Source organism: Niveispirillum fermenti (assembly GCF_052474395.1).
Window position 1 is genome coordinate 461,887 of record NZ_CP156681.1, and the last position, 12,930, is coordinate 474,816.

The window sequence follows — 12,930 nt, forward strand, 5'->3', positions numbered from 1 at the left end:
GTCCCCGCGCTCACGCCCGGAACCGCAGTTCCACCTTCAATCCGGGTGCGTCGGGATCGTCGCGGGCGTCCGACAGGTGGAGTGCGGCATCATGCAGCCAGGCGACGGCGGCGACCAGCGACAGGCCCAGCCCGTGGCCCGGCGTGCCCCGATGCGCCTCCAGCCGCACGAACCGTTCCAGCACCTTTTCCCGCTGGCCGGCGGGAATGCCGGGTCCCTGGTCCGCCACGCACAGGACCGGGCGCCCGTCCGCGACGGCGGCCGATACCGAGACGTGGCCACCCTCGGGGCTGTATTTCACGGCATTCTCGATCAGGTTGCTGATCACCTGCGCCAGCAACTGGCGGCTGCCCTGCACCAGTACGGGGGACGAGGCCGTCACATCCATGGACAGGCCCCGTTCCTCGGCCAGTGGCTCGTACAGTTCCGCCACCTCCGCGGCCAGGGCGGCCAGATCCACCTTGGTGAAATCGTCGCGCGCCCGGCCTGATTCGGCGGCGGCAATGGTCAGGATGGCGTTGAACACGCCCAGCAGCCGGTCGATCTCCGATATGGCCTGTTCCAGCGTGGTATATTGGCCGTCCGACAGGGTCTGGTCGCGCTGGGCCAGTTCCAGCCGGGCCCGCAGGCGCGACAGGGGCGTGCGCAGATCGTGGGCGACATTGTCGGTCACCTGCCGCATGCCCAGCATCAGGCGCCCGATCTCGTCCAGCATGCGGTTCAGCTTGGTCACCAGCTGGTCGATCTCGTCCCCCGACCCCGTCACCTGCATGCGGTCGGCGAAGGACCCGGCCGTGATGCGATCGATGGTGCGGTTGATGCTTTCGATCCGTTCCGACACGCGGCGGCTCATGATGACCGCGCCCAGCGTGCCCACGGCGATGGCCAGCGACACGGCCCAGATCAGGCCCGTCAGCAACTGCCCCCGCAGCAGATAGCGGTCGGTCATGTCATGGCCGACCAGCAGCCAGCCGACATTGGGAACGGGCAGGATAACGCCCACGGCCTGGCGCTTGCGGCCGGGTTCCTTGCGGCTCTTGATGTCGAATTCGATCCAGCCCGACCCGATATCGCCCGACGGCCACCGGGCCAGGTTGCCCGCAATGATGTCATGGCTGGGGGAGGTCAGGGCATAGATCATGTCCGTCCGCCCGTCCGATGCCCGTTCCGACACGACGCGCAGCAGGCCCATGAGCCCCCGCTCGTTCAGCACGGTGGACAGTTCCTCCACCTCCCGTAGCACGGTGTCCTCCGTGTGGCGGTTGATGAAGCCGGCCGTGAACCAGTAGACGACGGACAGCACCACCACGATGGAGACGGTGAAGACCCCCATATGGAAGGCGGCCAGCCGGAAGCTGGTGGTGCGGAGGAAATTGAACCTACTCACGCAGGACGTACCCCGCCCCGCGCACCGTATGGATCAGCGGGACCGGGTGGTCCTTGTCGATCTTCTGGCGCAGCCGCGCGATATGCACGTCGATGACATTGGTCTGCGGATCGAAATGATAATCCCAGACATTTTCAAGCAGCATGGTGCGCGTAACGACATTGCCCGCATTGCGGATGAGATATTCCAGAAGCTGGAATTCCCGCGGCAGCAGGTCCACGGGCCTGCCCGCGCGCTTCACGGTGCGGGCCAGCAGGTCCATCTCCAGATCGGCAATCTGGAGCTTGGTGGTGGGCGCCGCGCCGCCCCTGGACCGGCGCTGCATCACCTCCAGCCGGGCCAGCAGCTCGGCAAAGGCGAATGGCTTGGTCAGGTAATCATCGGCCCCGGCGCGCAGGCCCTTCACGCGGTCATCCACGCTGCCCAGCGCGGACAGGACCAGGGCCGGCGCCTCATTGCCCGTGGCGCGCAGCACCTCCAGCAGCGACAGCCCGTCCCGGCCCGGCAGCATGCGGTCGACGACCAGCGCGTCATAGGGTTCGGAGGCTGCCAGGAACAGGCCGTCGCGGCCATTGTCGGCATGATCGACCACATGGCCGGCCTCCTTCAGGCCTTTGACCAGATAATCGGCGGTGGCGCGGTCGTCTTCGATGACAAGGATCTTCATGATTGGCGCATCCTAACGCTTCTGGCGCCCGAAAAGAAGTGTGGCCGGGCGGTGGGGGCCGCCCGGCCACAGGGGACGAGAGAGACTACGATGTACTACAAGGGAAGCGTCGGCGGGGGTCGGAGAGTGGGGAAGCGACCCCCGCCAACTTCTGGTCTGGACCGCCGGGCGGGGGGGTGTGGGGCTCGGTGCCCGTCGATCCATGACTGCACCTTAGCCCCGCCCCGCTGACAGCCGCCTTTCGGGAAGATGAACAAAGTTTCATGATGCCCGGCCTTGAATCCGGCCGGACAATGACCCCCGATCCCGGCCCGGGGACGGCCCGGCGGGATGACAGATTTTTCATACGGCTGTCAGGGCGCTGTCGTCAGGGCGGGATGATGCTGCCATCATCAAGGCGGCACCGCCTTCCCCCTTCCCCTTATCCGGGGTCAGGCCGGGTGGAGGGCGATGCGGCGCCAGGACAGAAAAGAAGATACGGAGAGTACGATGTCGCTTGCCACGCCCCGGGCCTTTCGCCGCAACCTGGCCATGGCCCTGCTTGCCGGCACCGCCCTGCTGGGCGGCCTTGCGCCGGCAACCCTCGGAACCGCCCGCGCCGCGCCGCCGGAGGTGCTGGCCCAGGGTGGCATCGCCGATCTGGTGGAGCGCGTGTCGCCCGCCGTCGTGACCATCACGGCGGCCCAGACCACGCCGAACCGCCGCATGGCCCGTGACCTGCCGCCGGGCTTCGAGGAATTCCTGCGCCGCTTCGGCCTGCCCGGCCTGCCCGGCGGCCCCGGCGGGCGCGAGGGGCGCAGCGCCCCGATGGCCCGCGCGCTGGGCTCCGGCTTCGTTTTCGACAGTGCTGGCTATGTGGTCACCAACCGCCATGTGATCGCCGATGCCGATCAGGTGACCGTCTCCTTCAGCGACGGAACGGAGCGCGAGGCGGAGATCATCGGTGAGGATGAGCGCACCGATCTGGCCGTGCTGAAGGTGAAGACGGACAAGCCGCTGCCCGCCCTGAAATTCGCCGACAGCGACAAGGTGCGCGTGGGCGATGTGGCCATCGCGGTGGGCAACCCGTTCGGGCTGGGCGGTACGGTCACGGCCGGTATCGTCTCGGCCCGGTCGCGCGATATCGGCTCGGGCCCCTATGACGATTATCTCCAGCTCGACGCCTCCATCAATTCCGGCAATTCCGGCGGGCCCACCTTCGATATCACCGGCGATGTGATCGGCATCAATACGGCCATCTTCTCCCCCAATGGCGGCTCGGTCGGTATCGGCTTCGCCATCCCCTCCAACCTGGCCAAGCCTGTGGTGGAGGCGCTGAAGCGCGACGGCAAGGTAGAGCGCGGCTGGCTGGGCGTGAACCTGCAGGCCGTCACCAAGGAACTGGCCGAGGGCCTGGGCCTTAAGAAGGAGGGCGGCGCCCTGATCGCCACCGTGGATGCCAAGAGCCCCGCGGAAAAGGCCGGATTGCAGCCCGGCGACGTGGTCCTGTCGGCCGGCGGCAAGCCGGTGAAGGACACGCGCGATCTGGCCCGGCAGGTGGGCATGGTGAAGCCCGGCACGAAGCTGGACCTGGGGATCTGGCGCGACGGGCGGGAACGCACCATGACTGTCACGGTGGATCAGGCCCCCGGCCAGCCGCAGCAGCGTCTGGCCCGTACCGAGACCCAGCAGCAGGACGGGGAGGAGGTCGCCGGCATGAAGCTGTCGACCCTGAACGACCAGTGGCGCCAGCGGCTGCGCCTGCCCCAGGACGCCAACGGCGTCGTGGTGCTGGACGTGGGCGAGGGGATCGAGGGGCTGCGGCCGGGCGACCTCATCCAGTCGGTCAACAACACCCCCGTGAAAAGCCCGGACGACGTGGCCGAACAGGTGAAGGCCGCCAACAAGGCCGGGCGCCGCAATGCCCTGGTCCAGGTGCGGCGCGGCGACGCCACGGCCTTCCTGACCATCCCCGCCACGGTCGGATAGGCGGGAAGGACACCGGCCCGGCCAACCGGAAGGCAATGGAGCGGGGGGACGGGTGGCGCAGACCACCCGTCCCCTTTTTCATGACCGGCATCGGGCTTGAAAGGCGGCACGGAGCCGGTAGGATCACCGGACAAGGCCATGTCCAGCGGAAGCGGCGGCGATGAATGACGAGATCCGGCAACTGGCCGAACAGCTTCTGGTCCAGGGCGACACCGCCCTGACGGAACGTGAGCGCCGCGTGCTGAGCCGCATCGCCCATCGCCGGTCGATCACCCGCAATGCCCGTTCGGAGTTCGAGTCCCGCATGGCTCTGGGCGAAAGGCTGGCCGACAAGGTGGCGGCCATAGGCGGTTCCTGGAGCTTCGTCGGCGGCTTCGCGCTGTGCATGCTGGGCTGGATGGCGATGAACGCCGCCTGGCTGGGATTCGGCTGGGACCCCTATCCCTACATCCTGCTGAACCTGGTCCTGTCCACGCTGGCGGCCATCCAGGCCCCCATCATCATGATGTCGCAGAACCGGCAGGCCGCGAAGGACCGTGTCCAGGCCGCCATGGATTATGAAATCAACCTGAAGGCGGAACTGGAGATCATGGCCCTGCACGAGAAGCTGGACCGGCTGCGCACCGGAGAGCTTGAAGCCATGCTGCACAGCCAGGCCGAGGAACTGACGTTGCTGCGCGCCGCCGTGGACGGGCTGGCGGCACGGGGATAGACCTCTATCCCCGCCCTTCGCGCCGCCAGGCCAGCAGCAGCATGCCCAGCGCCAGCAGCAGCACGGGCAGGGCCGGCAGCAGCGGGGTCTGCGTGACACCCGTCACGACATGGTCGTCATTGCCGCGCAGCCCCAGCCAGCCCGACCCGGCGGCGTCGCGGCCCGGCCGCACGCGGCGGATGGCGGGTATTCCCGACCCGTCGCCTTCCAGCCAATAGGCACCGCCCCCCGTCTGGCGCAGCACGGGCGACAGCGGTTCCGGTGTCGACCGGACATCGGCCAGTTCCGGCGGGTTCACGGCCCCCACCACGGCCACGGCCGATTTCTCCCCGTCCGTCACGCGCCAGATGCCGGGTTCCGACGCGATCAGCGTGCCCGTGGCCTGCCCCGTGCCGGCCTCCTGCATCTCCACCTGCTGGGCGGTGTCGTCGGGCGCGGTGACGGTGACGGGCCGGGCGTCGGGTTCCAGCGACCGGCGGGTGATGGTGATCCGGCTGCCATCGACCGCCGTGCGCAGGTCGTTCTCCTCCAGCTCCGGTTCCTTCATCAGCCAATGGGCCAGGCGGCGCAGCAGTTCGGCCTGCGGCCCGCCCCCCTCATATCCCCGCGACCAGAGCCAGAAATGATCCGATGACAATTGCGCCACCCGCCCCTGGCCCACCCGGTCCAGCAGCAGCAGCGGCCGGCCTTCGGCACCCGACATCACGGTGCTGCCCCTGTCGGCCGACACGTCGATCTGCCGCATCCAGCGGCCCCAGGAGCCCACGCCGTCCGGCGCATCGGTCAGCCCGGCCGTCACGGGATGGCGTTTACCCACTTCCGTCACGGTGGGCTTGAACGGCTGTTCCAGCACGCGGCCCGTGGGGCCGCCCGGCAGTATGGTGCCGATGGGAGAACGATAGAGTGACAGGGCCGTGGCGAAGGTGGGGCCGCTGGCCTCCAGGAAGGCGCCGCCCCGCTCCACATATTCGGCGATGTTGGCCAGATACATGTTGTTGATGACGCCACGCTTCTTGTAGCGGTCGAAGATGATCAGGTCGAATTCCGACAGCTTCATCTCGAACAGTTCGCGGATGGGAAACGCGATCAGCGACAATTCACGGATCGGCGTGCCGTCATTCTTCTCCGGCGGGCGCAGGATGGTGAAATGTACCAGATCGACGGCGGGATCGGCCTTCAGAAGATTGCGCCAGGTGCGCTCCCCCGCATGCGGCTCGCCGGAAACCAGCAGCACGCGCAGCCGGTCGCGCACGCCGTTGACGACGACGGCGGCACGGTTGTTGGCCAGCGTCAGTTCACGCGGCCCGGCCTCCGCCGTCAGTTCCACGATATTCAGGCCGCCATGCGACAGCGGCAGGGTGATCGGCACCTCCTCCCCCAGGGGAACGGCCAGCATCTGGGCCTCCTGCCCATCCTGGCGCAGGGTGACGCCGGCAATCCCCCCGTCACCGCCGCCGCGCGGGGCCGGCAGGTCATCGACCCGGATGGTGAAGGTGATGTCCTTGCCCACGATGCCGAAGCTGGGCGCCTGTACGATGGTCAGCCGGCGGTCGCCCTCCTCCCGGTCACCCGTCAGCAGGGCGTGGACGGGGCCGAAATCGCCCAGCGACGGCAGGGTGGCCGCCACGTCATGCACCTGCCCGTCGGTGACCAGGACGGCCCCCGCCAGCCGGCCGCGCGGCACGTCGGAGACGGCCCGCGTCATGGCCTCCATCAGGCGGGTTTCCTCCACCTCGGTCCCGTCCCCCCCGCCGGCGCGCACGATCCGCACCTCCAGGTCGGGGAACCGGGCCAGCCGTTCGCGCAGCGCGGCGACGGCCCTTTCCGTGCGCGCCGTGCGCTCGCCGATCTTCTGGCTGGGCGACTGGTCGACGACGATGACGGCGACATCCCTGATGGGCTCGCGCTTCTCCGTCACCAGCGACGGGTTGGCCAGCGCCAGGATCAGCACGGCCAGCCCCGCCAGCCGCCACCAGCCCCCCCGCGCCCGGCGGAACAGGCCATAGGCGGCCAGCATCAGCGCCACAAGCGCCAGCGGGACCAGCACGGCCCACGGGACCAGCGGGGCGAAGGCGATATCCTGCGCCGTCATTGCCCCAGCCTTTCCAGGATGGCCGGCACATGCACCTGATCGGCCTTGTAATTGCCCGTCAGGGCGTACATCACGATGTTCACGCCCACGCGATAGGCGATCTCCCGCTGGCGTTCCGGACCCGGCATGACGGGATAGAGCGGCCGGCCCCGGTCGTCCATGGCCCAGGCCGCGGCCCAGTCGTTCGACCCGATGATGACGGAAGAGACGCCGTCATTGCTGCTATTGTCCTCCCGCGCCTCCACCCACACTTCCCCTCCCGCATAGCGGCCGGGGAAATCACCCAGCAGGTAGAAGGCCTTGCTCAGCACATGCTCGGCCCCCACGGGCGCCAGTGGCGGGATGTCCAGACCCCGCAACAGGGATTCCAGCCCAGCACCACCCGGCCCGCCACTGCCATTGGCCGTGGGGGTGCGCGTGTCGATCAGCACCATGCCCCCCTGGCGCATATAATCGTTCAGGTGGGTGCGGGCCTTTTCCGACAATTCCGTCTGCCCCGCCGTCACGGGCCAGTAGATCAGGGGGAAGAAGGCCAGTTCGTCATTCTCCAGGTCCACGCCCATGGCACCCGCGACATCGATGGCCGTGCGGTCGGCCAGCACACGACCCAGCCCTTCCAGGCCGGCGCGGCTGATATTGTCGACCGCACCATCGCCGGTGCGCACGAAGGCCAGCCAGTTCTGGGCGGTTGCCTCGATGGCGCGCCTGTCATCGGCCCTGCCCCCGGGCACGGCCAGGGACAGCGCCAGCAGCAGCCCCAGGCCCACGCCGGCACCCCGGCGCAGGAAGGCGGGCAGGGGCAGCAGCCCGCGCAGCGACAGCGCGATCAGCAGGTCGATCAGGCCCAGGATCAATGCCATGGTCAGCAGGGTCGGCTTCAGTTCGGTTTCACCGCCGCCAGCGTACAGCCCCCGGGGCACACCCGCCAGCAGGGCATCGGGCGTGGTCATGGCGGGCACGGCGGCCGACAGGTTCAGCGCGCGCGGCGCCTCGGCCGGACCGTAATATCCCGGCGGGTGGCGGGGTCCCGGCGGGCCCGACAGGTCGGCGGCGGCGATGGGGAACACCGTAGCCGGCGGGTCGGACAGCCGGCCAAACCCGTCCATCACGGCCCGCGGCGACAATGTGCCCGAGGCCTCCCCGCCCCGCACCCCGGCCGACAGGGCCACGACACGGCGCAGCATGTCGACATAAAGGCCCGACAGGGCCAGGTTGGACCAGTCCGGCCCGGCGCTGGTATGGACCAGCGCCAGCGCACCGCGTCCGCGCCGTTCCCCCGTGACCAGCGGCGTGCCGTCGGCCAGGCGCGCCCAGGTGCGCGAGGCGAGGTCGATCCCCGGCTCTGCCAGCACCTGACGCTTCACGGTCACATCATCCGGCACGGCCAGCCCGGCGAACGGGCTTTCATCGACGAACGGTGCCAGGCCGGCCGGCACGTCCCAGGACAGGGCACCGCCCAGGGCCCGGCCACCGGCGCGCAGCGGCACGGGGATCAGGCTGTCGGCATTCTGGGCCAGACGCGGACCGGCGAAGCGCAGCAGCACGCCGCCACCCTCGATCCAGGCCCGCAGCCGTTCCACCTCCGCCTCCGACAGGGACCCGACATCGGCCAGGATCAGCACGGACAGGTCGCGTTCCAGCAGGTCGGTGATGTTGCCCTTGCGCAGTTCGGCATAGGGGCCAAGTGCCCGTTCCAGATAGTAAAGGTCGGACAGGAGCGGCTGTTCGCCATCGGCCCGGCCGGAAACCAGCCCCACGGGGCGGCGGCGCCAGCGCTCATCGGTCAGCAGGGTGGCACCGGCTGTTGCCTGGCCCTCCACGCGCAGACTGGCCAGTTCGTTGCGCAGTTCGGTCGGCAGGTCCAGCGGGACCTCCACCCGTCCCTGGCCGCCCGCCAGCGTGACCTGCGCCGCCCCCAGCAGCCGGCCATCCGCCCCCTGGGCGCGCAGCGTGATGGGCAGCGGCAGGCTGGCGTCGGCCCGTTCGACCGGCACCCGCAGCGTGCCGCCCTCCAGTTGCGGTGGACGGACCAGCAGGGCCGGCTGTTCAGGCCCGTCGGTCCGCACCTCCAGCGTTCCCAGCCGGCGCAGATGCGTCACCATCTCCGCCGTGGCGGGATCATCGATGCCGGCCGGCCCGGCCGCGGCCACCCCGTCCGACAGCCAGACGATATAGGGCGCCCCATCGGGCCGGTATTCGCGCAAGGCCGCCAGCGTCCCCGCCCGGTCCACCGGCCAGGGATAGGGACGCAGCGCCTGCGCCTGCCGCTTGGCGATGTCGGCCGGCATGGGGCCGGCGAGGGCCGGCGCGTCGCCATTGGCCGATGGCGCCGTGGGCAGCAGCACGACGCTGCGGCCCTGCCTGTCGGCCTGGTCGATCAGCCCGTCCATGGCCGACAGCCGCGCCGGCCAGTCACGTCCCGCCGCCCAGCCATTATCCACCACCAGCAGCAGCGGCCCGCCGCCGGGCAGCGAAGCGGCCGGGTTCAGCAAAGGCCGCGACAGGGCCAGGATCACCAGGGCGGCCAGCAGCATGCGCAGCACCAGCAGCCACAGGGGCGTGCGGTTCGGCGTCTCCTCCCGATGCACCAGATCGGCCAGAAGCCGGATGGCGGGAAAGGCGATGGTGCGCGGATTGGGCGGCGTCACCTTCAGCAGCCAGTAAAGCACGGGCAGCACGGCCAGCCCCAGCAGAAGCCAGGGCGCCGCAAACGCGATGGGACCCAGGTTCAGCATGGCCTCATCCCTCCCCGGCCAGCGCCGTCCACAGGGACAGCAGCACGGCCTGCGGTGGCTTGTCGGTCCGGTGCAGGGTCAGGGTCCAGCCCGCGGCGCGTGCGATGGCGGCCAGGCCGTCGCGCTGGGCGGCCAGCCGGTCCAGATAGGCGTCGCGCACCCCATCGACGCGGGGCACCAGCAGCGCCCCCTCCCCCTCCAGCCCCTTGAAGCGGATGCGCCCGGCATAGGGCAGCGTCTCCTCCCCCGGGTCCAGCACCTGCACCAGATGCCCGCGCACGCCCATGGCGGCCAGCCGGGCCACGGCGGCCTGGATATCGTCCAGCGGCGACAGCAGGTCACCGACCAGCACGGCCTGGGCATGGCGCGGCAGGCGTACTGCGGCCGGCGGCAGGCCGGACCCGTCATGCCCGTCCGCCCTGGCCGTCAGCCAGTCCGCCAGACGGGGCAGGATGGACCGGGCGGCCGACGGAGGCACGTCGCTGCCGGCCAGATGCACCCGTTCCCCGCCGCGCAGCAGCAGGGCGGCCAGCGCCAGCACGACAAGATCGGCGCGCTCGCGCTTGCTGGACAGGCCGCGGCCCGACCGCCAGTTCATCGACGGGCTGTCGTCGCGCCAGATCCAGACGGTCTGCGCCGCCTCCCATTCGTTTTCGCGCACGAAGACATGGGCCGACTTGCCGGTCTGGCGCCAGTCGATGCGGTTATGGGCATCACCGGGCTGATAGCGCCGGAACTGCCAGAAGGTCTCACCCGTGCCGACGCGGCGGCGGCCATGGGCGCCCTGCGCCACGGTCGCGGCGATGCGCTCGGCCTCCACCAGCAGCGGGGGCAGGCGGCGGGCGAGATCCTCCGCCCGGTGCTGGGCGCGGATGGCGGCGGGCAGGTGGCGGCCGGGATTGTCCATGCCGGCGGTTCCTCGTCAGGCCAGCCGGGCTGCAAGCTGGTCGATGATGGCATTCAGGGTGATGCCATCGGCCCGCGCCGCGAAGTTCAGCGCCATGCGATGGCGCAGCACGGGCCGGGACAGCGCCACGACGTCATCCAGCGACGGCGTCATGCGCCCGTCCAGCAGCGCGCGGGCGCGCGCCGCCAGCATCAGCGCCTGCGACGCGCGGGGACCGGGACCCCAGGCCACGTGCCGGCGCACGCTTTCCAGCGGGCTGTCGTCGGGCCGGGCGTTGCGCACCATGTCCAGGATGCCGTCGACGACATTGTCGCCCACGGGAACGCGGCGCACCAGGGCCTGCGCCGTGATCAGCTCCGGCCCCGACAGCACGGGCGTGGCGATACTGGCTTCCGGGCCCGTGGTGGCGATCATCATGCGCCGTTCGCTGTCGCGATCGGGATAATCCATATCGACCTGAAGAAGGAAACGGTCCAACTGCGCTTCGGGCAGCGGATAGGTGCCTTCCTGCTCCAGCGGGTTCTGCGTGGCCAGCACATGGAAGGGCCGGGGCAGCGGATGGTAATGGCCGGCCACCGACACGCGGCCTTCCTGCATGGCCTGCAAAAGCGCCGACTGGGTGCGCGGGCTGGCGCGGTTGATCTCGTCAGCCATCAGCAGTTCGGCGAAGACGGGGCCGGGAATGAAACGGAAGGCGCGGCGGCCGTTCTCCTGTTCCTCCAGCACCTCCGACCCCAGGATGTCGGCCGGCATCAGGTCGGGCGTGCATTGCACGCGACGGTTGTCCAGCCCCATGACGGTGCCCAGCGTCTCCACCAGCCGCGTCTTGGCCAGGCCCGGCACGCCGATCAGCAGCAGATGCCCGCCCGCCAGCAGCGTGACGAGCGACAGGTCAATCGCCTCCTGCTGGCCGAAGATCACGCGCCCGATGGCTTCGCGCGCCTCCGCCAGCTTGTCGCCCAGCACCCCGACGTCGCGCAGCAAGGCCTGCGGGTCGGCGTTGCGGCCGGCGTCCAGACTGTTCACCACCATCATCGTCCCTTTGCTGATCAGACTGCCGCGCATCGTCGCGGACGGCATACCCTGGGTACCAGAAGCTAGGCATCACGACTATGTTATCAATACGGCAGTCGACGGCGCCACCAGCCCGGAACCGAACAGGATGGTCCAATCCACGATGACGGAAAGCAAGAACAATAACGGTGCCGATGCACCGCAGGCCGATGGAACCGGCGGCGCCGGTTCCGGCGGGGCTCATGCGGGGGCCGATGCGGCGTTGCGCGCCCTGGCCGGCGGCACCCCCCGCGCGCCCACCGCCGAGGACGAGGCCTATCCCATCGAAATCCGCGCCGACGGCACCTGGTATTACCATGGCAGCCCCATCGGCCGGCTACCCATGGTCCGGCTGTTCGCCACGGTCCTGCGGCGGGACACAGCCGGCGATTACTGGCTGATCACCCCGGCGGAACGGGGGCGCATCACGGTGGAGGATGCGCCCTTCGTGGCCGTTGGCCTGACGGTGGAAGGCAGCGGGCACGACCAGCGGCTGGTTTTCCGCACCAATCTGGATCAGGAGGTCATAGCCGGCCCGGACTATCCCATCCGGGTGCAGACCGACTCCGAGACAGGGGAGCCGCGGCCCTATATCATGGTCAAGGGTCCGCCCGAGGCGCCGCTGGAGGCGCGTATCAACCGCGCGATCTTCTATGAACTGGTCGAACGGTCCGAACCGGGCCAGGATGACGGCATGATCGGGGTGTGGAGCCAGGGGGCATTCTTTCCCCTGGGACGTGCGACGGAAGGCTGACGGGCAATTGATCGGGGCTGAGACAAGGCCGGGGCTGGTCCCCGCCATGAACGACATAAGGGGACTTTTCCAGCGGCGCCGGCAGGAACCGTCGCGCCTGATCGGCATGCGCGGCGACCTGGACGGCAATCCCGGCCTGGAACAGCCGGCCCTGCTGCGCGATGCCGCCGTGCTGGTGCCGCTGGTCGACCGGCCCGACGGCACCACCATCCTGCTGACCCAGCGCACCGCACACCTGGCCGCGCATGCGGGCCAGGTCAGCTTTCCCGGCGGCGGGGTGGAGGAAGAGGACGAGGACGCCGTCGCCACCGCCCTGCGCGAGACAGAGGAGGAAATCGGCCTGCACCACCGGCATATCGAGGTGCTGGGCCATCTGGACACCTATGTCACGCGCACCGGTTTCCGGGTGGTCCCCGTCGTGGCCCATATCCGCCCGCCCTTCACGCTGACACCAGACCCCTATGAGGTGGCGGACGTGTTCGAGGTGCCGCTGTCCTTCATCCTGGACCCCGCCTCCCGTCGCCGGGACAGCGTGGAGTTCAAGGGCGCGCTGCGGCAATTCTGGGTCTTCCCCTACCAGGACCGCCATATCTGGGGCGCCACGGCCGGGATGCTGGTCAATCTGTGCGACGTGCTGGGCGAACTGGGCTGATCC

10 protein-coding genes are annotated in these 12,930 nt (G+C 69.7%); 4 read left to right on the plus strand and 6 right to left on the minus strand.

What is annotated here, in order from left to right:
• Nucleotides 1–10: 10 nt before the first annotated feature.
• Both ABC728_RS13615 and ABC728_RS13620 read right to left on the minus strand, forming a co-directional pair.
• The gene (locus ABC728_RS13615; protein ID WP_416618883.1) at nucleotides 11–1,387 is read right to left on the minus strand and encodes a sensor histidine kinase; all 1,377 of its coding nucleotides are present in this window, start codon (nucleotides 1,385–1,387) and stop codon (nucleotides 11–13) included.
• Entirely contained in the window at nucleotides 1,380–2,054 is a 675-nt protein-coding gene (locus tag ABC728_RS13620; protein WP_416618884.1) for a winged helix-turn-helix domain-containing protein, read from the minus strand. Before ABC728_RS13620 ends, ABC728_RS13615 begins: the two co-directional genes overlap by 8 nt.
• Nucleotides 2,055–2,543: 489 nt before the next feature.
• Between ABC728_RS13620 and ABC728_RS13625 the strand changes: the two genes are divergently transcribed.
• On the plus strand, nucleotides 2,544–4,022 hold the full coding sequence (locus tag ABC728_RS13625; protein WP_416618885.1) for a DegQ family serine endoprotease: 1,479 nt from the start codon (nucleotides 2,544–2,546) through the stop codon (nucleotides 4,020–4,022).
• A gap of 160 nt (nucleotides 4,023–4,182) precedes the next feature.
• Nucleotides 4,183–4,734, plus strand: coding sequence for a DUF1003 domain-containing protein (locus ABC728_RS13630; protein WP_416618886.1), 552 nt, complete (start codon nucleotides 4,183–4,185; stop codon nucleotides 4,732–4,734).
• A 4-nt stretch (nucleotides 4,735–4,738) separates the two neighbouring features.
• On the opposite strand, the gene ABC728_RS13635 is transcribed toward ABC728_RS13630, so the two are convergent.
• Genes ABC728_RS13635 through ABC728_RS13650 form a run of 4 tightly spaced genes read right to left on the minus strand, consistent with a single transcriptional unit; the run spans nucleotide 4,739 to nucleotide 11,503 of the window.
• Nucleotides 4,739–6,826 (minus strand): hypothetical protein, encoded by a 2,088-nt coding sequence (locus ABC728_RS13635; protein ID WP_416618887.1) that lies wholly within the window; start codon nucleotides 6,824–6,826, stop codon nucleotides 4,739–4,741.
• On the minus strand, nucleotides 6,823–9,561 hold the full coding sequence (locus tag ABC728_RS13640) for a DUF4159 domain-containing protein (RefSeq protein WP_416618888.1): 2,739 nt from the start codon (nucleotides 9,559–9,561) through the stop codon (nucleotides 6,823–6,825). Before ABC728_RS13640 ends, ABC728_RS13635 begins: the two co-directional genes overlap by 4 nt.
• A 4-nt stretch (nucleotides 9,562–9,565) precedes the next feature.
• The gene (locus ABC728_RS13645; RefSeq protein WP_416618889.1) at nucleotides 9,566–10,468 is read right to left on the minus strand and encodes a DUF58 domain-containing protein; all 903 of its coding nucleotides are present in this window, start codon (nucleotides 10,466–10,468) and stop codon (nucleotides 9,566–9,568) included.
• 15 nt (nucleotides 10,469–10,483) lie between these two features.
• Entirely contained in the window at nucleotides 10,484–11,503 is a 1,020-nt protein-coding gene (locus tag ABC728_RS13650) for an AAA family ATPase (RefSeq protein WP_416619057.1), read from the minus strand.
• Nucleotides 11,504–11,645: 142 nt separating this feature from the next.
• On the opposite strand from ABC728_RS13650, the gene ABC728_RS13655 reads away from it, so the two are divergent.
• Complete coding sequence (locus ABC728_RS13655; protein ID WP_416618890.1) at nucleotides 11,646–12,275, plus strand: DUF1285 domain-containing protein; 630 nt, start codon at nucleotides 11,646–11,648, stop codon at nucleotides 12,273–12,275.
• Nucleotides 12,259–12,927 (plus strand): CoA pyrophosphatase, encoded by a 669-nt coding sequence (locus ABC728_RS13660; protein ID WP_445376571.1) that lies wholly within the window; start codon nucleotides 12,259–12,261, stop codon nucleotides 12,925–12,927. Before ABC728_RS13655 ends, ABC728_RS13660 begins: the two co-directional genes overlap by 17 nt.
• Nucleotides 12,928–12,930: the final 3 nt, after the last annotated feature.